This is a genomic window from Desulfotomaculum sp. OF05-3, assembly GCF_003435535.1.
Classification (GTDB): Bacteria; Bacillota; Clostridia; order Lachnospirales; family Lachnospiraceae; genus Pilosibacter; species Pilosibacter fragilis.
Genome location: NZ_QWGO01000021.1, coordinates 1 through 21,623 on the forward strand (window position 1 = coordinate 1; position 21,623 = coordinate 21,623).

General features: G+C 48.6%; 21 protein-coding genes. 3 read left to right on the top strand and 18 right to left on the bottom strand.

Translation table 11 applies throughout. The features are described from left to right. Window positions 1-597, top strand: a 597-nt coding sequence (locus DXA87_RS11495) for a zinc ribbon domain-containing protein (protein ID WP_199537927.1), incomplete at its 5' end; no start/stop codon positions are given. A 296-nt stretch (window positions 598-893) separates the two neighbouring features. On the opposite strand, the gene DXA87_RS11505 is transcribed toward DXA87_RS11495, so the two are convergent. The 17 genes from DXA87_RS11505 to DXA87_RS11580 all read right to left on the bottom strand — a co-directional run bounded on the left by DXA87_RS11505 (window position 894) and on the right by DXA87_RS11580 (window position 17,049). Beyond that, window positions 894-1,547 (bottom strand): hypothetical protein, encoded by a 654-nt coding sequence (locus tag DXA87_RS11505; RefSeq protein WP_117504481.1) that lies wholly within the window; start codon window positions 1,545-1,547, stop codon window positions 894-896. Between the two features lie 167 nt (window positions 1,548-1,714). Next, window positions 1,715-2,575, bottom strand: coding sequence for a peptidase dimerization domain-containing protein (locus tag DXA87_RS11510; protein WP_242998051.1), 861 nt, complete (start codon window positions 2,573-2,575; stop codon window positions 1,715-1,717). Between the two features lie 11 nt (window positions 2,576-2,586). Then, window positions 2,587-2,910 (bottom strand): hypothetical protein, encoded by a 324-nt coding sequence (locus DXA87_RS18420; protein WP_242998053.1) that lies wholly within the window; start codon window positions 2,908-2,910, stop codon window positions 2,587-2,589. Next, a complete protein-coding gene (locus DXA87_RS18725) occupies window positions 2,903-3,253 on the bottom strand; it encodes a LysR family transcriptional regulator (protein WP_348982223.1) in 351 nt (116 codons plus the stop codon). The genes DXA87_RS18420 and DXA87_RS18725 overlap by 8 nt, the downstream gene beginning before the upstream one ends. Before the next feature lie 77 nt (window positions 3,254-3,330). After that, on the bottom strand, window positions 3,331-3,534 hold the full coding sequence (locus DXA87_RS17805) for a hypothetical protein (protein WP_147326528.1): 204 nt from the start codon (window positions 3,532-3,534) through the stop codon (window positions 3,331-3,333). Window positions 3,535-4,019: 485 nt separating this feature from the next. Beyond that, window positions 4,020-5,171, bottom strand: a complete 1,152-nt coding sequence (gene hgdB / locus DXA87_RS11525; protein ID WP_021904088.1) for a (R)-2-hydroxyglutaryl-CoA dehydratase subunit beta — start codon at window positions 5,169-5,171, stop codon at window positions 4,020-4,022. 3 nt (window positions 5,172-5,174) lie between these two features. Beyond that, window positions 5,175-6,617, bottom strand: coding sequence for a (R)-2-hydroxyglutaryl-CoA dehydratase subunit alpha (gene hgdA / locus DXA87_RS11530; protein WP_117483241.1), 1,443 nt, complete (start codon window positions 6,615-6,617; stop codon window positions 5,175-5,177). A gap of 78 nt (window positions 6,618-6,695) precedes the next feature. Next, on the bottom strand, window positions 6,696-7,487 hold the full coding sequence (gene hgdC / locus DXA87_RS11535) for a (R)-2-hydroxyglutaryl-CoA dehydratase activase HgdC (RefSeq protein WP_015554210.1): 792 nt from the start codon (window positions 7,485-7,487) through the stop codon (window positions 6,696-6,698). Between the two features lie 123 nt (window positions 7,488-7,610). Next, window positions 7,611-9,380, bottom strand: coding sequence for a carboxyl transferase domain-containing protein (locus tag DXA87_RS11540; RefSeq protein WP_117504487.1), 1,770 nt, complete (start codon window positions 9,378-9,380; stop codon window positions 7,611-7,613). 93 nt (window positions 9,381-9,473) lie between these two features. After that, entirely contained in the window at window positions 9,474-10,283 is an 810-nt protein-coding gene (gene gctB, locus DXA87_RS11545) for a glutaconate CoA-transferase subunit B (protein WP_021904092.1), read from the bottom strand. A gap of 21 nt (window positions 10,284-10,304) precedes the next feature. Beyond that, window positions 10,305-11,405 (bottom strand): CoA-transferase, encoded by a 1,101-nt coding sequence (locus DXA87_RS11550; protein WP_345941818.1) that lies wholly within the window; start codon window positions 11,403-11,405, stop codon window positions 10,305-10,307. Between the two features lie 143 nt (window positions 11,406-11,548). Then, complete coding sequence (locus DXA87_RS11555; RefSeq protein ID WP_117469414.1) at window positions 11,549-12,691, bottom strand: sodium ion-translocating decarboxylase subunit beta; 1,143 nt, start codon at window positions 12,689-12,691, stop codon at window positions 11,549-11,551. Window positions 12,692-12,707: 16 nt separating this feature from the next. Beyond that, window positions 12,708-13,142: an acetyl-CoA carboxylase biotin carboxyl carrier protein subunit gene (locus DXA87_RS11560; protein WP_117469413.1), complete on the bottom strand. Its 435-nt coding sequence runs from the start codon at window positions 13,140-13,142 to the stop codon at window positions 12,708-12,710. 49 nt (window positions 13,143-13,191) lie between these two features. Next, window positions 13,192-13,473 (bottom strand): OadG family protein, encoded by a 282-nt coding sequence (locus DXA87_RS11565; RefSeq protein WP_015554205.1) that lies wholly within the window; start codon window positions 13,471-13,473, stop codon window positions 13,192-13,194. Window positions 13,474-13,930: 457 nt separating this feature from the next. After that, window positions 13,931-14,731, bottom strand: coding sequence for a gluconate 5-dehydrogenase (locus DXA87_RS11570; RefSeq protein WP_117504489.1), 801 nt, complete (start codon window positions 14,729-14,731; stop codon window positions 13,931-13,933). Window positions 14,732-14,786: 55 nt separating this feature from the next. Next, entirely contained in the window at window positions 14,787-15,629 is an 843-nt protein-coding gene (gene kduI, locus DXA87_RS11575; protein ID WP_117504491.1) for a 5-dehydro-4-deoxy-D-glucuronate isomerase, read from the bottom strand. A 208-nt stretch (window positions 15,630-15,837) separates the two neighbouring features. Then, window positions 15,838-17,049, bottom strand: a complete 1,212-nt coding sequence (locus DXA87_RS11580; protein WP_117483244.1) for an MFS transporter — start codon at window positions 17,047-17,049, stop codon at window positions 15,838-15,840. 165 nt (window positions 17,050-17,214) lie between these two features. On the opposite strand from DXA87_RS11580, the gene DXA87_RS11585 reads away from it, so the two are divergent. Together DXA87_RS11585 and DXA87_RS11590 are read left to right on the top strand one after the other, a co-directional pair. Continuing rightward, on the top strand, window positions 17,215-18,150 hold the full coding sequence (locus tag DXA87_RS11585) for a ketopantoate reductase family protein (protein WP_117504493.1): 936 nt from the start codon (window positions 17,215-17,217) through the stop codon (window positions 18,148-18,150). 205 nt (window positions 18,151-18,355) lie between these two features. Further along, window positions 18,356-21,115 carry a heavy metal translocating P-type ATPase gene (locus tag DXA87_RS11590; protein WP_117504495.1) on the top strand — a complete coding sequence of 920 codons (2,760 nt, stop codon included), beginning with the start codon at window positions 18,356-18,358 and terminating at the stop codon, window positions 21,113-21,115. 196 nt (window positions 21,116-21,311) lie between these two features. Here DXA87_RS11590 and DXA87_RS11595 read toward each other — a convergent pair whose 3' ends face one another. Beyond that, complete coding sequence (locus DXA87_RS11595) at window positions 21,312-21,578, bottom strand: hypothetical protein (protein WP_242990507.1); 267 nt, start codon at window positions 21,576-21,578, stop codon at window positions 21,312-21,314. Window positions 21,579-21,623: the final 45 nt, after the last annotated feature.

The window sequence follows — 21,623 nt, forward strand, 5'->3', positions numbered from 1 at the left end:
AACATGAAAATCCAGTCTGCCCGGAAAGCCACCCACACATGGCTGGCGGGAAAAATCAAGTGCGGGAACTGCGGGTATGCCCTTATGAGTATCTTCAATCCCTCCGGCAAGCAATACCTTCGCTGTACGAAACGGCTGGATAACAAGAGTTGTCCGGGGTGCGGGAAAATCATTACTTCGGAACTGGAAGCGGTTGTTTATCAGCAGATGGTAAAGAAACTGGCAAGCTACAAGACGCTGACAGGCAGAAAGAAAGCGGCAAAGGCAAACCCGAAAATTGCAGCACTGCAAGTGGAGCTTGCCCATGTGGACAGCGAGATTGAAAAGCTGGTGGACAGTCTGACGGGTGCAAACAATGTCCTGCTCTCCTATGTGAATGTGAAGATAGCGGAACTGGACGGACGCAAGCAGGAACTTCTGGCGAGGATAGCGGAGCTGACGGTGGAAGCCATCAGCCCGGAACAGGTCAGCCAGATTTCCGGCTACCTCGACACTTGGGAGAATGTATCCTTTGACGACAAGCGGCGGGTGGTAGACTTGATGATTACCACCATAGCCGCTACAAGCGACAGCTTGAACATCACATGGAAAATCTGACGGGCGGCACACCTCCCGTCAGACCGTTACCCTGTGTAGTCCCTTGTAAACTGTACTTTCTCTTGTCATAAGTTTATCCACCTTCTTATTATGCGCGTAGATTATTGATATATTTTGTTAAAAATGCCTTATTATCTTTTGAAGCTTGTAATGCATCTGTGTAGTAACCACCGATAACCTTTTGCATTCCTGTTCTTACTTTATCTTGCAATATTACATCATATTGTTTAAAGTCTGCATCACTCCCTTTTCGGAAAAGTGTTTCTGATATTACTTAGCCCAAACTATCCTGTTATTTATTGCTCTGCTTCTTTGACAACTTTGATACCGTAAACCTCTGTTATCTGTGCTGGATAACTTTCTGCAATTTCTCCGTTATATGCTATTTCAATAATGTCACCAACATTTGGTTGTGGAGCAGTACCTATGTTTTTCATTGGTACTGTAATCAGATCTGCACTGTTTAATTCTTGACTACCCTCTACTGGTTCTACTAAAAAATAATTATCACGAATTTCAAGAATGGTTGCTTCAAAAATAGTGTTATTTTCTTCACCTATTCCACTTGGTCTGAGCCATTGACCTGTTTCTTCATCTTTCACTAAAACCAACTCGTAACCTCTCTCCGGTCTGTTAAAATAAATTTCTGTATCATCCGAAGTAAGCTCTAATTGGAAGCTATGCTCTGCTCCAATCGGACTGTTTATTCCACCAAATGTCGAAAAAAATGTAAGATAATGTGGTTTTACTCCACCGCCATTGTCTTTAAATCCTCTGATATATCCTGTAGATGTTGGAATTCCTACATCAAGCGTGATCTCCGTTCCATCCTCTGATACAGAGTAATCAACTAATACGACATCCATTCTTTTTTGAAAACCTGTGCCAATAAAGAATAGAGCTACTAATACAGCTAAAATTACAATTACTGCAATTATTCTTTTTTTCATAATCAAACACCTCCATTGATTTGGTGAAACTTCAAACAAATTCGTTTTCAAATTAACCTTAATGTATATTTATACATCAAGAATGCATAATTATGCATATTTTTTCATTCAGACACACAATTCCGAAAAGGGAGAAAAGAAACAACAGTGCCAATACATTCTCCAAACTATTTTTCTTTATAAAAAATGGGGATTTGTTTTTCGTGATATGTGCGGATATTTTTCTGAAAATCAGGATCCACCAAAATATCATATCCAGTCATGGCAAGTCCTTTTGCGCCTTTTAAGCAGATTTCCTGCGCCTCTAAGGTTCCTGCCGCATTTGCATACTCTATCGTATGACCCTGAATTGTTTTGTCATCTGTGATGGACAGATAATCATGAATCGCCGGAATTTTGATGGATACATTTCCGATGTCCGAAGAACCGTATTGCTTTTTCGGATCCGGCCATTCCATGTGAATTCCTATCAATTCCATATTATCCTTGAATGCCTGACACATCGGCTGATTTGGATATCGTTCCGCATAGATATCGCCCAGATTAATCAAAGCATTTGCTCCTGTCAGTTTTTCTGCATTTTCTACACAGCGTTTTAAAATTTCAATCAGTTCCTCCGTCCTCTTCATCGTATCCGCCCGGACACAGAACTCACATTCTGCCTGCGCAGGAATCACATTTGCAGCGCTGCCACCGTTTGTTATAATTCCATTGATGTTGTCCTGAGGATCGAATGTCGGACGTAGAAGATCAATCTGCTGGAACACATGAAGAACAGCACTTAACGCATTGATTCCATTCTTCGGCACGGAGGAATGCGCTCCTTTTCCCGTAAAACTAATTGTCAGCGTACATGCTGCCCTGCCGCCTCTGCCAACCAGATTCGCTCCTCCGGATGACGGATGCATCATCAAAGCGAAGTCTACATCGTCAAATGCTCCATTTCTGAGAAGTTTTACCTTTCCAGCTCCTCCTTCCTCCGCCGGAGTTCCGATCAGGCAAACATTTCCGTTTAATTCCGCCATCATGGAGGCAAGTCCTAAAATGCCCCAGTCGAACAGGTGGCAATCAGATTATGACCACAGCCATGTCCAATGCCTCTGAGTGCGTCATATTCCGCCAGAAATGCAACATTCGGTCCCTTCCCTTTTCCCGCTTTATCTGCGCGAAAGGCAGTCTGAAGACCTCCATACCCCTTTTGCACCTGAAATCCGTGATGCTCCAGAACCGAAGAAATTGCCTCCACCGCCTGAAACTCTTCAAAACCAAGTTCCGGATGATCATGGATCTTCTTTGACAATTCAAACAATTCATCCCTGCTGCGATTGATCGCATCTGCAATACGTTCTTTTTTATTATTCATGTATTTCCCTGCTTTCATTCTGGAATGCTACTGCTGCCATACACATCACTCTTGTCATTAACTGGATCCAATGCTCATCCACCATAAAATGCTCATTGTGTGCTAACGCATACTCTCCTACCGCCATCTTGATAAATTTTGCATATCGGTACAGGCTCTCCCCTGCAGTTGTCAGGGTAAGCGTATTCTTTCTGTTAAAAAACTCTACTCCAAACTGTTTTTCCAATTTTGCAATATAATTACTCAATGATTGCTGCGAAATATACAGTCGCTTTGCGGCCTTTGTAAAATTCATCTCTTCCACAGCAGCAATAACGTAATTCCAGTTTGTGTTGCCCGTGATTCCATCTCCCGCTCAAACTTATGTTTATCTGTACAGTTGTACACACCATTTTCTCTGAATTTTCCATTTATTTTGCATTAATATTCTTTTTTCTCAGAATCATATATTATGCCGCGATAATTATCTTTACAAGCTAATATACCACATTTTAGTATTTTCCGATAGTGTCCTTTACTTAAATTTATATCTGCAGGCTTGCCTTCCTCTATCCCCCAACACGGAACCTCTTTTTTCTCTTTTCCATATCTCCCATCCCCCAGCGCAGGACCGCCTCCGGACACGGGTGCCTGATTCCAGAGGCATGGCTTCCTCTTGGCTCCCGGGAGAATGCGTTGGAGAACAGGGGACACTTGTTTGAGCCGCAGGCGAGTTGTGTCCCCTGCTCTCCGCCCTTAGCATTCTTCCGGGAGCTTAGAGGAACCGTCTCTGGAATCCACCAGTATCCGGGGCCGGAGACGGTCCTGCGCGTACCCGGAGCCATTATGAAGCACCATCTTCCCACAACAAAAAAAACCGCCGCACCTCCACGATCTCCCCGAAAGGAAATCATGTTCGGTACGACGGTTTTTCGCCTGACTCCGCGTGAACACTAAGAAACAGGAACGCCTGCCCCTATATATCGCTGCGAATTGCATCTTCTTGTCCGCCTTACGGCGCCCAAAAAGCTTCGGACTTCGTCCTTATACTGCCCCGGCAATAGAATTGCTTATGAAAGCAAGCTTTCAACACAATTCTATCACCAGGTCAGTGCAATTCAAAGTTTTATTTACTTTCTCATCTCAAGAACATCCGCAAATGCCTCGATAGCAGTTGCAGCCTGTCCGAAGTCTCTCATCTGCTGGTCAACACCAAGTTTGATGTGCGGGATACCTGCGTTGTCGAGAGCTTTCTTGAGGTACGGATACTCCATCTCCTCCGGATCGCAGAACTGCTGCATGAAGAGTACAAGCCCCTGAGCGCCGCTCTTCTTAACCATGTCAGCTACGAACTCGCCACGGCGGTTCTTGGAAGACTGCGGATCATAAAGAAGGATATCGTAATCCATGTTTGCAAACTGTTTTGCAAGAGCTCTAAGAGCATCCTGCTCGTCCTCCGGAACGTCTGTACGGAAGGAACGGCTCTCATGAGCAACATCATCAGCTGCGATCGCGATGTTGTTGTTCTCGAAGATCTCAAGAAGCTTCGGGTTGTCAACGATGATACCGGATGTAACAACCTTTGTTCCCTTCCAGTCACATACCGGAAGAGCTGCAAGCTCTTTGTTTAACTCTTCGAGTTTCGCTGTATATTCCGGTTTCTCCATGAAGAAGAATGCCTTTAATACTGCGGAACGCTTTGTAGGAGTTACAACGTCGCAGTGCTCGTTAGCGAGTTTTACGAACTCACGGCGGGCTGCACGGCTCTTGTTGTAAACCTTAATTGCGTCAAGGATCGCATCGTTGGTGATCTCGTGGCCACATACTTCCTCGAGATCAGCCTTAACGTTTGCGTACTCCTCCTCACAGAACTTAAGTCCGAACTCTTCGAAACGGTTCTGCGGATGAGCAAGGAAGATAACTTTCATCTTGTCGCCCATAGCAACACGGAAGTTCTGGCTCATCGGACGTAATGTATCACAGATTGTTGGTGTGATGATTCCGTCTAACTGATCCATTGTTCCGTCAAGGAGCATCTCAAGTGCGAGCTGAGCGATTGTGCAGTAGAATGTTGCACAGTACTCTTTTGCACGGCTGATCGTCTTGTTGTTGGAGCCCCAGATTCCCATCGGAACCATGCCTGCAGCATATACAAGCTCTTCCGGAGCGTAGTACGGGAGAACGCCGATGACCTTCTTGCCCTGTGCTTTATATTCAGCAAGCTGCTGTTTCGGAGTTGCAGCTTTTACCTTAAATTCGTCTAATAATGCGTTGATACTCATGGTCTATTTAGCCTCCTTTGCCTGGATGTTTGCTTCCATAGCCTCAACAAGACCCTGTACTCTAGTCTCGTACTGAGCGGCATTGAAGTTACGCGGGTCAGCCTGGTCACCATCGAATCCTGCGCACGGAATACCAAGATCCTTTGTGAAGCGGCGCTGCATCTCTGCCATGTAACCGGACCACGGCTTACAGCTTCTGTTGTAGTGAACGAGAACGCCATCTACCTTGTTGTCACGGCAGATGCCTTCACGCCATGCAACACCCTGCTCGATACATACAGAGTTCGGTGCTTTGTAGTAAGCACGTGCCATCTCATCCAGACCATTATATACGAAACCGAATGCCGGTGCGTATACAACTGCTGTTACGTTGACGCCGTTAGCCTTTAACGGTTTGAACAGTGCCGGAAGCTTCGGCCAGCACGGAATACCCTCGAACATTACACGGTATTTCTCCGGGAACGGAGTTGTTGTCTCGCCCTTAGCGATCGTCTCGTCAAGGTCTTTTGCTAACTGCTCAAATGCCGCAGCAGCCTCAACTCTTGCACGTGCGGTTACAACGTCAGCCATATGGTTGAACAGGTCGAAACCACTGTACGGAGCCGGTTTATACTGTAAGTAATCACAGACTTTTAACCATGCCTTTGCTGTACGGTTTGCGTTCTCACATGCATGCTCGAACTTCTTCTCGTCGAACTTCTTGCCTGTGAGTTCCTCTAACTGTTTGATTGCCTTATCAAACTGTCCACGAACATAGCGAACGTTCTGATCAGCAACTTCTACAGTGTTGTTGTACGGGATATCGATCATGATAAGCGGAACATTGCACATACGGGCGATGTTCTCATACCACTTTGTCATACAGTTACAGATGTTGTTGCAGCAGAGAACGAAATCCGGCTGCGGGATCTGCATCTGACGGATCGGGGAGATCGCTGCAATACGGCGCTCTTTATCCGGTCCATCCGGAAGCTTTTCAAGCTCAAGAAGGTTTACAAGCTCAAGATACGGAGTCTGAGTCTTCGGATCTTTTTTCGGCTTGCCTGTTGCCTCATCGATCACTATGTTTCCGTCTGCGTCCTTTAACGGCTTACCTGTGCTCGGGTCGATGATGTACTCACCTGTCTCCGGGTCAAACTTACGCGCTACACGGACACCGGCTGCGTAAGCAAGGCTGATACGTGCGTATCCGCAGATATCGTTGTCGTAACCAAGATCCTCAGCTGCCTGACACATAAGCTCACCGTAACGGTTTGCTGCGATACCAGCTGCCTGGTTCTCCGGGTACATAACGTTTAAATCAAATGCTGCTGCGAGCTCGCACGGGAATTTGGAAGAAGACCAACCAACTAACTCGCCTCTCTTTTTGGCTTCGCGCGCGTCTTTATGAACGTCATCTACGACTTTACGCAGCGCAAGAACACCAGGGCTAACCTGCTTTGCCATAATAAATATCCTCCATTTCTTATCAAACATGGCTGCTTATGTTATTTACAGCCATAGATCTGCATAAACTAATAATGATTATGCGCGGCGGCTTGCTGCCTGATATGCATATAAAGCTGCACCAAGCGCACCGTTATACTGTGTCAGAGGAGATCTGTGGATCTCACAACCAAGCTCATTCTGAAGAGCCTTGACTACACCCTCGTTCTGAGCAACTCCGCCAGTCATAACGAGTGCCGGAACAACTCCGATCCTATGGGCGAGTCCAGTGACACGGTGAGCCACGGAGCGGTGGATACCCGCGATAATATCGCACTTATCGGTTCCCATCGACAGCTGGCTGATAACCTCACTCTCCGCAAACACGGTACATGTGGAGCTGATCTCCACTCTCTTCTTGGACAGGGAATCAAGATGTCCCAGATCCTGGACCTTAACCTCAAGAACGCCTGCCATAACATCCAGAAATCTTCCGGTTCCGGCAGCACACTTATCGTTCATCTGGAAATTGGTCATTGCACCGTTATCAATATGAAGGACCTTAACGTCCTGACCGCCGATATCAATGACGGTATGAACGTCAGGGAACAGGAAGTAAGCTCCCCTTGCGTGGCAGGATAACTCACTCATCTGTTTGTCTGCAAAATTCATTAAGGAATTACGGCCATAACCTGTTGCCAGGGTAAAAGCCATATCCTCTTTTTTCATGCCTGCGTTTTCCAGCACTGCGTCGATCGCACGCTGGGGGCCGCTGGTACCTGCACCTACATCGATCAGGGATTTCGCTACGATCTCCTGGCCATCCTTAAGCATAATGCATTTGGAAGCCGTGGATCCAACGTCAATTCCCAGGGTGTAAATTGCACTCATAATAACCTCCGGGTATACTGAAAATGTAAAATGAAACTGGCTTTGTTATACCAGTATATCCAGGCCAGAGAAAGACTCCCCCGGCCTGGATACATATCATTTTACTCTATCCTTCAGTCAAAATCAAGCCTTGTGAGCGTCATTCCACTCGCGGATTGCACGCGGTGTTACCATCTGGTGCATCGGGCAGATAGACTTCGGATTCTGGTAAGCAGCCTCTGTAAATGCCTGAATGTACGGACGGATATCTGTCATGTCAACGATCTCATCTACCATACCAACCTTAGCGCAGTATGCCGGACGGGACTTATCATGATACAGCTGGATCATATCGTTCATCTTCTTGATGATCGGAGCAAGATCCTCTCCTGCCTTGCTTGCCTTAACAAGCTTTCTGGAGTACATAGCGTTTGCAGCGGTTTCACCCGGCATTACATAGTACTCACATGCAGCTGTACCAAGGGAGTATACGTTTGTATTGTTACCCTGCGGTCCACCAAGTACATAGTGAGCAGCAGCGCTTGCTTTACGAAGAGTAATTTCGAGAGACGGAAGCTTGGAGTTCTCGATGGAGTAGATCAGGGACTGACCTAAACCAAGTAATTCAGCCTTCTCTGCTTCGTCGCCTACATCGATACCTGTTGTATCCTGTAACCAGATCAGCGGAATACGGTCACGGGCACATAAGGTTACGAACTCGTTCATCTTGATGAGACCCTGACGGTACAGCTTTCCGCCGATACCAACGGAGTTCTGCTTATACTCCGGATAGTTCATAAGAAGGCCCTGAGTATTCGCGATCACACCAACTAAAAGTCCGTTAACCTTTGCAAGACCTGTTACCATCTCCGGACCATAGCCCTTCTTGTACTCATATAACTGAGAACCATCGAAGAGACGGCCGATTACGTCGTAGATATCATACGGACGTTTTCCGTTCATCGGGATGATGCTGTAAAGATCTTCTGCCGGAAGACTCGGTCTCTGCGGATCATCAACACGGAAGAACTCGAGGTTGTATGCCGGAAGGTAGCTGATGTACTTCTTGATGCCTTCGATTACGCCGTAGTCGTTCTCGTAAACCTCACGGAAGAATCCTGTCTCGTCATAGTGGATCGGAACGGAGCCCGGAGCCGGAACGTGCTTCTTGCTGTTCTCGATCTGGGCAGCAACGATCTGCTCAGCAGCTTCCTCGTCGATATATCCCTTCGGGTTCATACCGGAAAGAATACCAGCACCGCCGACTGCCATGTTAGCCTGGCTGTGTGCGATCAGGATTGTCGGGGAAATGCTGTGGTATCCGCCGCCGGCCGGGTTTGTACCGTAGATACCTACGATTACCGGAATGCCTAACTGGTTTAACTCTGCGTTACGGAAGAACGGAGTACCGCCGCCGCGTCTGTTCGGGTAAACCTGATCCTGATACGGGAAGTCTACGCCTGCGCAGTTTAATAAGTAGATTAACGGAAGATTTAACATCTTAGCGGCATCGGAGCAACGGATCAGGTTCTCTGCCTGGCCCGGTTCCCATGTACCAGCCATCTTCTTGTTATCAGAAGCGATAATGTAAACCCATTTGCCGTTTACACATCCGAGACCATTGATGATGTTTGTGGAACCCATCTTATTGTCGTTCGGGTTGAAAAGGCTGTTTAACGGGCAGAATGTTCCCTCATCTACAAGAGCGTTGATACGCTGCATTGCGGATAACTGACCACGCTCATTTAACTTCTCTTCTGTTGTGATGCCGGCAGCAAGGATCTCAGTAACTTTGTCGTGGATCTGCTTCTCGATCTCTTTGATCTCTGTCTCGTTTTCCGCATTCGGATTAACTAATGCCTTACCAACGGTAGGCATGTTCTGGAAATATTTCGGCATGGAAAAGTAGCCCATGTTCTTCCTCCTTATATACGCGATCGCTGCGGTCAGCGGATTTTGCCAGCCGCTGACCGCGGCATTTATGATTTTACTTTAAATCAGTTTCGATTACTTTGTTTCCTTCGGAACTTTGATGAATGCCTGACCTGGGTCGATCTCTTCACGAATTACGCGGATGATCTCCGGATCCGGACCTTCCATAAGCTGAGCTCTTGTGGTATCGATCTCGAAACCTGTGTTCTCCTGAACCATTTCCGGAGAGGAGAATGGATAGTAGTAAGCAAGGTACATTCTCTTGGTCTCTTCGTCGAACTTCATGATACCAAGATCTGTAACTACCATCTGCGGTCCACGGTTGCCCGGAAGACCTGCTCTCTCACGTCCGCCAGGGCCGTCCATCCAGCCACAGCTTGTGATGTAGTCAACATGCTCCATGAATCTTCTCTTCTGGTGCTGCATCATGATGATTGTGTTACAGAATGTAGCGATACCGTTAGCTCCGCCGGAACCTGTGAAACGTGTGGTCGGCTGAACATAGTCGCCTTTACCGAAGATACATGTGGAGTTTACGTTACCATACGGGTCGATCTGAGCGCCGCCGATGAAAGCGATCATACGGTCAGCGTCATGAAGCCACTCATTCGCCTCGAAGCCTACGAAACGAACGTTCGGCCACTGTACTGCACAGTGAGCCATGAAACGGTTATCACCTACGGAACGCGGTACCTCTACCGGTGAGCAGTCCATAAGTCCGCTCTCTACGATCGGGTGGCAGCTCGGGCAAACCACACGCTTCGCAAGGGAAGCACCGATTAACGGAAGACCAGTACCAACGATAACGATCTGGTTTTCTTTAATATTTTTTGCGATGGCATAAGCCTGCATTTCCTGCTTTGTATACTTTGTATAATCAGCCATTTTTGAATTTCCCTCCCTCAATTAGTGTCTGGTAGAATAGCCAAGATGCGGCTCATTCTTAAGGTTCATGAGGCGAGCGCCGCCAAGGACATTAAGAAGATCATCCTGATCCTTGCAGCCGTATACGTATTTCTGGAGGTAATCCTTGAAGGTCTCCGGAATCTTTGTGCCGTTAGCAGCATCCTCTGCAGCCTGTTTTGCAACTTCTGCAGCCTTTGCAAGCTTCTCGTCTTCCGGTTTCGCAGCAGCAGCCTTCTCAGCCTTTGCAGCAGCCTTTGCGAGCTGTGCCTTTGCATCTTCAGCGTCAAGGTACTTGGAAGCCTTATCGTACTCCTTAAGTCCCTTATCATCATCATCATAGTAGCCATAGCACTGTGCCGGCCATGCACCGTACGGAGTACGAACGACAGCGTCTACGCACTCGCCGAAGATTCTTGTCTTTGTCGGATCACGGCGGATATATTCATCACTTACGATCTCCTCGCAGGTAACGATCGTACGCTTTGCAGCGATTGCGATATCAACATCGTGGAACTCATCACCCTCGATGATACAGGTTCCATCCGGAGATGCCTGCTGTACATGGATGATCGCGCAGTCAAGCTTCGGAACCGGAACAGCAAGAAGCTTCTCGCCCGGCTCAAACGGGTTCTCGATATCTACGCACTTTAAGTTGTCAACGCCTTCCATTGTTTTTCTCTTCTCTTCGCTGATACCCCAGAATTTAACAAGACCGGAGCCCTGCATCATTCTTACCGGGAGGTACGGAAGACCAAGGGAAGCTGCGTGAAGCTGTAACATAAGAACGTCCTGGGAGTAGTCCTCATATGTAAGCTCACCTTTCTCGATTGCAGCACGGAAACGACGTGCAACGTTTGTATAACCAGAGTTTGCTGTGTAGCAGTTGATGTAAGCTCTTACACGACCCTCACCGATTAAGGAGTCCCAGTCTCCGCCTGCCGGACCGGACCAGCCTACAAAACCAGTTTTACCCTGACGAAGGATCTCGTAAACAGCAGCGTACGGTTTACGGTTTGTTGTAAATCCGCCGAGGCAGAGTACATCGTTATCATGTACATACTTCTCTACGGCATCGTGTAATGACATAACTTTATTAGCCACAATAAAGCCTCCTTTATTTATATTTGCAGTTAAAAGGCCTGCCTGTTCTCCTCAGACAGGCCTGAACTGCTTTTAATTCCTGTAAAAATATACCACGTTACGGAATGAATTTCAACTTCTGGTTCCGTTTCGAAGGGGTTCGATCAGGCCTTGAACATCAGCATGAAGTAACCGGCTGCTACTGCAGAACCGATAACACCTGCCACGTTCGGACCCATAGCGTGCATCAGAAGGAAGTTGGTCGGATTTTCCTTAGCACCAACAGTCTGGGATACACGAGCTGCCATCGGAACGGCAGATACACCTGCAGAACCGATCAGTGGGTTGATCTTGCCGCCTGTGATCGCACACAGGACTTTACCAAGCAGGATACCTCCGACTGTCGCAAACGCGAAAGCAAGAAGACCCATTGCAATGATAGCCAGTGTCTGGACACGGAGGAAGATCTCTCCGTTTGCTGTAGCGCCTACGGTTGTGCCGAGCATGATCGTAACGATGTTGCAGAGTGCGTTCTGTGCGGTATCGGAAAGTCTTCCGGTAACACCGGACTCACGGAACAGGTTACCGAGCATCAGCATACCAAGAAGCGGTGCTACGGACGGAAGAAGCAGGGAGCAGAACAGAACAACGAATACCGGGAATACAACCTTCTCGACTTTGCTGACTTTTCTTAACTGCTTCATAACGATCTGACGCTCTTTCTTTGTTGTAAGAAGCTTCATGATCGGCGGCTGGATCAGCGGGATCAGAGCCATGTAGGAATACGCGGCTACGGCGATCGGAGCTACAAGATCCGGAGCCAGGTTATTTGCGATATAGATCGCGGTCGGGCCATCAGCACCGCCGATGATACCGATCGCTGCACACTCACCCGGTGTGAAAAGTCCGGTTGCATTTGCGAGTGTAAATGCAACATAGATACCGAACTGAGCGGCTGCACCGAGAAGAAGGCTGACCGGGTTCGCGATCAACGGACCGAAGTCTGTCATCGCGCCGACTGCCATGAAGATCAGGCACGGGAATAAGCTGGACTTAACGCCCATGTACATAATTCTTAACACACCGGACTGATACCAGTGATCTGCCTCATTCATAAGACCTGCAAGCGGAAGGTTCGCAAGGAACATACCGAATGCGATCGGGAGCAGAAGGAGCGGCTCAAACTGCTTCTTGATTGCAAGATATAATAAAACGAAGGATACAAGGAGCATTACGCACTGCTGCCAGGTGATTGCGGCGAAACCTGACTGGGCGAGCAGCTCCGCGAAAACTGAAAGTATATTCACGTGTGGCACCTCCTGCTTAGTTTAAGGTAACCAGAACTGCACCTGTCTCAACGGAATCGCCTGTGCTTACGTTGATGGATGCAACAGTTCCTGCTGCCGGAGCTACGATCTCTGTCTCCATCTTCATTGCTTCCATAACGATTACACACTGACCATAACCAACTGCGTCACCAACTTTAACTTTGATGTCAAGGATCTTACCTGGCATCGGAGCCTCTACTGTCTGTCCGCCTGCTGCTGCCGGAGCTGCTGCCGGTGCTGGAGCCGGTGCCGGTGCTGGAGCTGGTGCCGGTGCTGCTGCCGGTGCCGGAGCTGCCTTCGGTGCCGGTGCTGCTGCGAGGATCGGAGCCGGTGCGCTAGCCTGTGCGCCTCTGTCAAGCGGTCTGTACTCGTCTACTCTCTCGATCTCAACTTCATACTTTTTTCCGTTTAATGTTGCAACGTATTTCATGTTATTTACTACATCCTTTCCTTTTTCTGCGTTTTAGGTTTTTTGTTTTTTACAGTTCTTTGATACTTGTTACACGGAACTGCTCTCCAGACAATCTTGCTTCCTCACTGACTGCCGCGAGAAGCACTGCATAGGATTCCTCATCGATAGCCGGAGCCGGTGCTGCAACTGCCGCAGCTGCCTTTGGCGCACTCTCCTTAAATAATGTACCGATGACCTTAGAGATAATGATAACCGCGATTGCGAGCACTGCAAGTGCCGAGAATACGACTAACAGTCCAACAAGTGAAATGATGATCGAATCCGCAAAGGTCATACCGCCTGTCCACATATACTTACCGCACCTCCTTCGTTTCGTTTCACTTAAGAAACTTTTGTTGGTTAGTTATTTCGTATTGTGGAATGCATTCCACATTTTCCTCAGCGCATACGGGCACATCTCAAAAATGTACCCGTCTTGCGCCTGTTTCTATGCATTTTTCACAATATCGTAATTTGAGTATATCAGCTTTCTGCAAAAATGTCAACAAAGCCGCCCGAAAAAATTTATCAAATATACTAATTTCAGGTCACATAAAGACAAGCAGTACTTATGTCTTTATATGACGAAATGTTACAGTTCAGCCATTACATCTTCTTGTTTTCATATTCATGAAAGCAAGAAGCTTGGTGGTTCCACCATATGCTGATTTGGATGAAAAAGTGCTTATGCAAGCAAGCTTGCAACACACTTCCTCATTCAAACCAGCGCATGGCTGAACTGTAACGACAAAATCTTTTTTCTGCCTTTACGGCTGTTTTCCGATATAAGCGAGGATACCTCCGTCCACATAGAGGATGTGTCCATTTACAAAGTCAGAAGCCTCGGACGCGAGGAACACCGCCGGTCCCTTGAGGTCTTCCACGGTGCCCCATCTTGCTGCCGGTGTCTTCGCAATGATAAACTGGTCGAACGGATGACGGGAGCCGTCAGCCTGACGTTCTCTTAACGGAGCTGTCTGGGATGTGGCGATGTAGCCCGGTCCGATGCCGTTGCACTGGATGTTGTACTCGCCGTACTCGGAGGCGATGTTCTTTGTGAGCATCTTCAAACCTCCCTTTGCCGCTGCGTATGCGGATACGGTCTCTCTTCCGAGTTCAGACATCATGGAGCAGATGTTGATGATCTTTCCGGCTTTCTTTTTCATCATGCCCGGAAGGACAGCCTTTGCCATGATGAACGGAGCATTCAGGTCAACATCGACAACCTTGCGGAACTCATCCGCGCTCATCTCATGCATCGGAATTCTTTTGATCATTCCCGCATTGTTTACAAGAATATCGACCGTTCCGATCTTCTCCTCGATATCCGCGATCATTTTCTTTACCGATTCCTCGTCCGTAACATCGCAGACATAACCGTGAGCATCGATCCCTTTTTCTTTGTATGCGGCAAGTCCGCGCTCTAAGGACGCCTCGCTGCTGCAGTTAAATACAACCGTTGCTCCTGCTTCCGCATAGCTCTCCGCGATGGCAAAGCCGATTCCGTGGGCACCTCCTGTTACGAGAGCAATCTTTCCTTCTAGAGAAAACATGTTCTTCTTATCCATTTTGATCCTTACCTTTCCTATTTTATATCAGTTTTTTATCGGCCTCTGCGATATCTTACTTTAAATCCATCGGAGCGATGTTGTCCATATCGTCGAACTCCTGATTCTCTCCGCCCATAGCCCAGATAAAGGTGTAGTTGGAGGTTCCTGCTCCGCAGTGGATGCTCCAGGACGGGCTGATCACAGCTTCTTCATTTTTCATGACGATGTGTCTCGTCTCAGTCGGTTCACCCATAAAGTGCATGACCACCTGATTCTCCGGGACTTCAAAGTACATGTAGATCTCCATGCGGCGCTCATGGGTGTGGCACGGCATGCTGTTCCAGACACTGCCCGGCTCCAGAGCTGTCATTCCCATGGAAAGCTGGCATGTTTTCAGCACATCCGGATGAATGAACTGGTTGATGACTCTCTTATTGGAAGTATTGGCATCACCCAGCGGGCGCTTTGCGGCATCCTTCAATGTGATCAGCTTTGTCTCATAGGATGTGTGGGCCGGTGCGCTCACCATGTAAAATTTTGCCGGAGCCTCCTCGCTGTCACTGGAAAAGATCACTTTCTTTGTGCCTTTCGTGATGTACAGGCAGTCTTTATAGCCAAGGCGGTACTCCATTCCGTCCGCTGTGATGGATCCGGCACCTCCGATATTGAAGATTCCGATCTCGCGGCGCTCAAGGAAATAGTGGGTGCCGAAGTTTTTCCAGCAGTCGATCCCCTTTTCGATGGAGACATGTTCTTTCACCGGCATGCAGCCCAGGGTCACCATGCGGTCCACGTGGGAGTAGACTGATACCACCTCATCCGGATGGTAGAGATCCTGAATCAGGAACTCATCCCGAAGTTCTTCGGTTGTGTAGCGTTTTACGTCTCTTTGATTTGCGGAATAACGAATATCCATATGTTTTTACCCCTTATTTATATTCAGGACGGTTTTTATGCCATCCCGGTTGACTTTTTTATCTCAGTCGAGAAGACTCCCACCTCTTTTAGGTGGTGAGTAATAGTAAATTTGTCTCAGCGGGAGTCAGGTCTCTGACTGAGATAAATGCTCCGCGAGGATGCACAGTGATATGTCAGCTTTACTGACCAGAATCAAGCGCCAGGTCTCACGGACGTTCGACTTGAATTTTCTGATTAGTGGCATATCTCAGAGCCCCGGCTCCAAAAAGTGCCAGCAGGAATGCGTCCAGCACTAAAAACAGGATCGCCGCCTGGAATCCAAGCTTATCCGCAAGGACTCCAATGACCTGCGGGGTAAGGATCCCGCCGAGGGAACCGATCCCTGTAAACACTGACATTCCAAGTGGGGAATTTCCCATGAGATCGCCGGTAAAGGCCGTAGTTGTCGGAAACGCCCCCGCCATTCCAAGTCCTAAAAGGATCAGGGCCGCCACTGCCATTGTGGTATGATCCGCGAAGACAAGGATCAATACCGAGACAAACTGGAGTGCGGAGATCACTGCCAGAATCTTTGCCGGCGGCACGCTCTTTGAGATGGACGCAATGACGATCCTTCCGATCATGATCATGATCCAGGTCACGGATACCATCACAGTCGCAAGACTTGTGGACATAAAGCCGGTACTTTTTAAATAAGTAACAAACCATCCGTTTACGGAGTTTTCAAGGCCCATATAGAAGAACAATGCCCCAACCGCCAGAAGGAATCCCGTGTTCTTTAAAAACCAGAATTTTTCTTTTGTCATCGACGATCCGCCGTTCTCCTCTCCCGCCTTCTTCTCCACCTCTTTTTCGATCTTTCTGTAATCCATTGTGGCGTAGGAAAGAACGATGAGAACCGTGAGGACTGCAAGGAGGCGAAGGATCGTCTTCCAGTTCATACCCGCTCCCATGAGGAGCATCGTAACGAATGGGGACAGGAAAGCCCCCACCGCATACCACATATGAAGCAGATTCAGATATTGATTGGAACTTCCCGTCACCTGACGGATCGCATGATTGTTGATGATCGTGATCATGCCCTTCGTGATTCCGATCAGGAAGATCATCACATAAAGCACCGGGACCGGAAGTCCCATTGTAAACAGGAAGAGGCACACCGGATAGGGGACCGCCAGTACGACTACCGCCGTCTTCTGGGACATCATCCCGCAGAATACCGGATAGACCAGGCTTGAACATAAATTTCCGATTGCCAGAAAGGAAAGCAGTCCGCCGGCCGCGGTAAAGCTTAAATTTCTCTCCTCGATCAAGTTTGGCAGAATGACACCGAAGATCAGGATGACCATTCCGCTGATAAAATAGGTCAGATAACAGTGGTCGATCACCGACCGTTTATCTTCTTTTGTGATTTCCATCCAGTATTCTCTCCCCCACACATATTTGTTAATTTTTCTCCATACTTTTCCATCATATCATCTTTTATCCCTAAAGACAAGGTTGTTTTCGTTGACACCCCAACGGTCTTACTATACAATAGAAGGAACGCAGCTTGTTTTACTTTTAAGGAGGAAAAGGGAGTTATGAAGGACATAAAGAAGGTGACGTTGATCGGTCTCGGTGCGATGGGGGTATTTTTCGCACCGCGTATCTCAGAAAAGCTGGGGGCTGATTTCCGGATCCTTGCAGACGGCGCAAGAAAAGAGCGTCTGGAGCGAAAAGGGGTAACAGTCAATACGATCAATTACCGTTTTCCGATCATCACACCTGATGTCGAGGGGGATCCGGCAGATCTCGTTATCATTGCGGTAAAGGGATATGACCTGGAGCAGGTGATCAGGGATATTAAAAATCAGGTTGGCAAAGATACGATCATCCTCTCCGTATTAAATGGTGTGGAGAGCGAAAAACAGATCGCCGCCGTCTACGGCAGCGAACATCTGCTGTACTCCTATATGCGGATCAGCATTGTCATGAAGGACGGAAAGACGGAGTTCGATCCGCATAAGGGTCTGATCCACTTCGGCGATCTTAAGAATGATCCGGAACACTATTCCGGGAATGTTCTCGCTGTGAAGAGTCTTTTTGATCTCTGTGGGATCGACTACAAGATCGATGCAGATATGTTAAAAGGAATCTGGTTCAAGTTCATGTGCAACGTTGCCGAGAATATGACATGCGCCATGTTCGGCGTTCCCTTCGGAGCATTCCAGAAGAACGATGACGCCAATTTCTTCCGCCACAAGGCCATGTGGGAAGTGATCCGCATTGCAAATAAGCTGGGCATTGATATCGGCCAGAATGAGATCGACCGTCAGGAGCACACGCTCGGACGTCTTCCTTATGAAAATAAGCCGTCAACGCTTCAGGATCTTGAGGTCGGAAAACGCACGGAAGTCGATATGTTCGCCGGAACGGTTGTCCGCCTCGGAAAAGAGCTTGGCGTTGAGACTCCGGTCTGCGAGTGTTTCCTTCACGGAATCCATCTGATCGAGGCGCGGATGTTTAAAGAAATCTAATATCTATATGTACATAGCCAAAGCTGCCTGCGGCATATCGCCAGGCAGCTTTTTTCTGCTCTCCCACCTTATTTTCTTAATTCTTTTCCTAATATCAAAAAACAGTCTTGCATTTCCCATAGAGCTGTACTATATTTAACATATGAACGATGGTTCATATGTTAATATGATAATTAAAAATTATAATTCTGAGGAGGTCTACTCTATGGAGGAATTAGAAAAATCCAAGCAGAAGTCAGCAGACCACGAGGACGAAGAGGTTTGCTGCTGCGGACACCATCATCACGATGAGCATGATGACGGGCATGAAGATCACTGCGACTGCGGACACCACCATCATCACGATGAGCATGATGATGACGAGCACGAAGAGCACTGCGGCTGTGGACACCATCACCATCATGAGGACGATGATGATGACGGGCATGAAGATCACTGCGACTGCGGACACCATCACCGTCATGAGGAGCATGATGACGAGCATGAAGAACACTGCGGCTGTGGGCACCATCACCATCATAAGGACGATGATGATGACGAGCACTGCGGCTGTGAACATCACCATCATCACGACGATGACGATGGCTGCTGCTCCGAACACGATCATCATCATGAGCACGCCGAACACCACCACGGTCCGGCACCGAAATCCACCTGTGTGGTCTACGTGATGAAAAACATCGACTGCGCGAACTGCTCCGCAAAGATCGAGAAAAAGATCCAGGAGCTCCCGGAAGTCGATGACTGTATTTTGACTTTCGCGACGAGACAGCTCCGGGTCTACTCTTCCGTGGGAACAAAGCTGCTCCCGAAGATGCAGGAGATTGCTGATCAGATCGAGCCCGGCACCGTCATTGAGGTCCGCCCAAAGAATCCGAAAGCGATCTGCACCGTCTATGTAATGAAAAACATCGACTGCGCAAACTGCTCCGCAAAGATCGAGAAAAAAATCCAGGAGCTCCCGGAAGTCGATGACTGTATTTTAACTTTCGCGACGAGACAGCTCCGGGTCTACTCTTCCGTGGGAACAAAGCTGCTCCCGAAGATGCAGGAGATTGCAGACAAGATCGAACCAGGCACCATCATCGAGGTCCGCGAGGAAGGAAAACCGGCAGATGCAAACAGTGACGACAAGCATGCCCACGATCTTCCGGAGCTGATCGCCGGAGGCTTGCTCTTCATCGTCGGAGAGCTTCTCTCCCACTCCATGCCGCAGATCTCCGCCATATGCTTTGTGATCGCCTACCTGATCCTTGGACGGGAAGTTCTCTTAACAGCCCTGAAAAACATGAAGACCGGCCACGTGATGGACGAAAACTTTTTGATGAGCATCGCGACCATCGGCGCTTTCTGTGTCGGCCAGTTTGGGGAGGCGGTCGGCGTTATGCTCTTCTACCGGGTCGGTGAAGCATTCGAACACCGCGCGGTTGAAAAGAGCCGCAGTCAGATCATGGAAGCCGTTGATCTTCGTCCGGAGACCGTTCTTCTTGACGAAAACGGTACTGTCCGCGAGGTTCCGGCCGGTTCCGCTGTTGTCGGCAATATCGTAGAGATCCGTCCCGGTGACCGCATTCCGCTTGACGGCGTTGTCGTAGAGGGCGAGAGCCGGATCGATACGTCACCGATCACAGGTGAACCTGTCCCGGTATCGGTAAAGGTCGGAAGCCAGCTGACATCCGGCTGTGTCAATACTTCCGGTCTCTTAAAGATGAGAGTCGAAAAGGAACTTTCCGAGTCCATGGTCACAAGGATTCTCGATTCCGTGGAGAACGCCGCAGCCAGCAAGCCGCAGGCCGAGCGCTTCATCACGAAATTTGCACGGATTTACACCCCGTTCGTCGTTGCCCTGGCGGCCGCGACAGCGATCATCCCGTCTCTGATCACGGGAAACTGGTCCCACTGGATCTACACAGCTCTTACCTTCCTCGTAATCAGCTGCCCGTGTGCCCTTGTTTTAAGCGTTCCGCTGGCATTCTTCTCCGGGATCGGCGCAGGTTCCAAGAAAGGAATCCTCTTTAAAGGTGGAATCGCACTTGAAAACCTGAAAGCTGTAAAAACGGTTGTCATGGATAAGACAGGAACCATCACAAAAGGAAACTTCGTGGTTCAGACGATCCTTCCGGCAGGCACAGCTTCCGAGCAGGAAATCCTCCAGATCGCGGCGGCATGCGAGACCGCATCTACTCATCCGATCGGAGTCAGCATTGTCTCCGCTGCAAAGGATCAGAATCTTGTGATCGAAAAGCCCGCCGAGATCGAGGAAATCTCCGGCAAAGGCATCCATGCAAGGCTCTCCCAGGGCGAAGTGCTCTGCGGAAACAGAAAGCTTCTCACCGAGTTCAACGTGGACTGCGGCGCTTACGATGAGAACGGTGCTGTCACCACCGTCTATATATCGGTAAACGGAAAGCTTGCAGGAACGATCCAGATCGCCGATACGATCAAGCCGGAGGCAAAGGATGCCATCAGGTCCTTAAAATCCATGGGGATCCGCTCCGCTATGCTCACAGGCGACGGCGAGGCAGCCGCTGAGGCGGTAGCCGCCGAGGTCGGAATCGACAATGTATACGCAAAGCTTCTCCCGGCTGATAAGCTCGAGATCTTGCAGAAGCTCCGCGCGGAGAACGGAAGCGCAATGTTCGTCGGTGACGGAATCAACGACGCACCGGTGCTTGCAGGCGCTGATGTGGGCGCAGCTATGGGAAGCGGCGCTGACGCAGCCATCGAGGCCGCCGACGTCGTCTTCATGACATCAAGCATGGATGCCATTCCGGAAGCCATCAAGATCGCGAGAAGCACAGGCGCGATCTCCAACCAGAATGTGGTATTCGCCCTTGCGGTAAAAGCTCTTGTCATGATCTTAGGTCTCATGGGAATCGCCTCCATGTGGCTCGCGGTATTCGCCGACACCGGTGTCGCGATCCTCTGCGTGCTGAATTCCATCAGAATTCTTTATAAGAAATAAGACTCCTGCTGTAATTTTCCTCTTTAGGGAATCAGCAGACAAGACAAAGAAAAGCCCTGGAGAACCTTTCTCATATCGTTCTCCAGAGCTTTTTTGTTATCCACTTCGATAGTTTCAGTTTCTGGCATCAGGATCTTTTCCTGTCGTTGAACATTTAGGCTGCGGCGGGCATAATCTCTGTCAGCGCTTCACTCTCTTACTTCAGCATCCCCATCACCACAACAGCCACAAACAATACGCACATGCACCCGATAAAGATATCAATCGTCCGCACCGACACATTGATCTTATCGTACATCCGCTCTTTTATGGATCTATTCTTCAGGCGCTCATTTTCCTCCTGCAGCCGTTTATTCTCCTCAGCGAGTTCTTCTAAAGTCTTCTCACCAAAGGCCTCCACAGCCTTTTCTGCGGCTTCAGTCACTGTTCCGATTCCGCTGACCTTCTCAATCTCTTCTTCCATTCCTTCACCTCCACTCTCCCGGTGTAGGTTTTATCAAACCGCTCC

What these genes read in the sequence shown, in the direction of transcription:
- DXA87_RS11505 (WP_117504481.1), bottom strand. Translation starts at nt 1,547, where the DNA reads ATGAAAAAAAGAATAATTGCAGTAATTGTAATTTTAGCTGTATTAGTA.
- DXA87_RS11580 (WP_117483244.1), bottom strand. Translation starts at nt 17,049, where the DNA reads ATGGAAATCACAAAAGAAGATAAACGGTCGGTGATCGACCACTGTTAT.
- DXA87_RS11560 (WP_117469413.1), bottom strand. Translation starts at nt 13,142, where the DNA reads ATGAAATACGTTGCAACATTAAACGGAAAAAAGTATGAAGTTGAGATC.
- hgdB (WP_021904088.1), bottom strand. Translation starts at nt 5,171, where the DNA reads ATGAGTATCAACGCATTATTAGACGAATTTAAGGTAAAAGCTGCAACT.
- DXA87_RS11570 (WP_117504489.1), bottom strand. Translation starts at nt 14,731, where the DNA reads ATGGATAAGAAGAACATGTTTTCTCTAGAAGGAAAGATTGCTCTCGTA.
- DXA87_RS11510 (WP_242998051.1), bottom strand. Translation starts at nt 2,575, where the DNA reads ATGATGGCGGAATTAAACGGAAATGTTTGCCTGATCGGAACTCCGGCG.
- gctB (WP_021904092.1), bottom strand. Translation starts at nt 10,283, where the DNA reads ATGGCTGATTATACAAAGTATACAAAGCAGGAAATGCAGGCTTATGCC.
- DXA87_RS11590 (WP_117504495.1), top strand. Translation starts at nt 18,356, where the DNA reads ATGGAGGAATTAGAAAAATCCAAGCAGAAGTCAGCAGACCACGAGGAC.
- DXA87_RS11585 (WP_117504493.1), top strand. Translation starts at nt 17,215, where the DNA reads ATGAAGGACATAAAGAAGGTGACGTTGATCGGTCTCGGTGCGATGGGG.
- DXA87_RS11565 (WP_015554205.1), bottom strand. Translation starts at nt 13,473, where the DNA reads ATGTGGACAGGCGGTATGACCTTTGCGGATTCGATCATCATTTCACTT.
- hgdA (WP_117483241.1), bottom strand. Translation starts at nt 6,617, where the DNA reads ATGGCAAAGCAGGTTAGCCCTGGTGTTCTTGCGCTGCGTAAAGTCGTA.
- DXA87_RS18420 (WP_242998053.1), bottom strand. Translation starts at nt 2,910, where the DNA reads ATGAATAATAAAAAAGAACGTATTGCAGATGCGATCAATCGCAGCAGG.
- DXA87_RS11540 (WP_117504487.1), bottom strand. Translation starts at nt 9,380, where the DNA reads ATGGGCTACTTTTCCATGCCGAAATATTTCCAGAACATGCCTACCGTT.
- kduI (WP_117504491.1), bottom strand. Translation starts at nt 15,629, where the DNA reads ATGGATATTCGTTATTCCGCAAATCAAAGAGACGTAAAACGCTACACA.
- hgdC (WP_015554210.1), bottom strand. Translation starts at nt 7,487, where the DNA reads ATGAGTGCAATTTACACCCTGGGAATTGACGTTGGATCCACGGCTTCC.
- DXA87_RS11595 (WP_242990507.1), bottom strand. Translation starts at nt 21,578, where the DNA reads ATGGAAGAAGAGATTGAGAAGGTCAGCGGAATCGGAACAGTGACTGAA.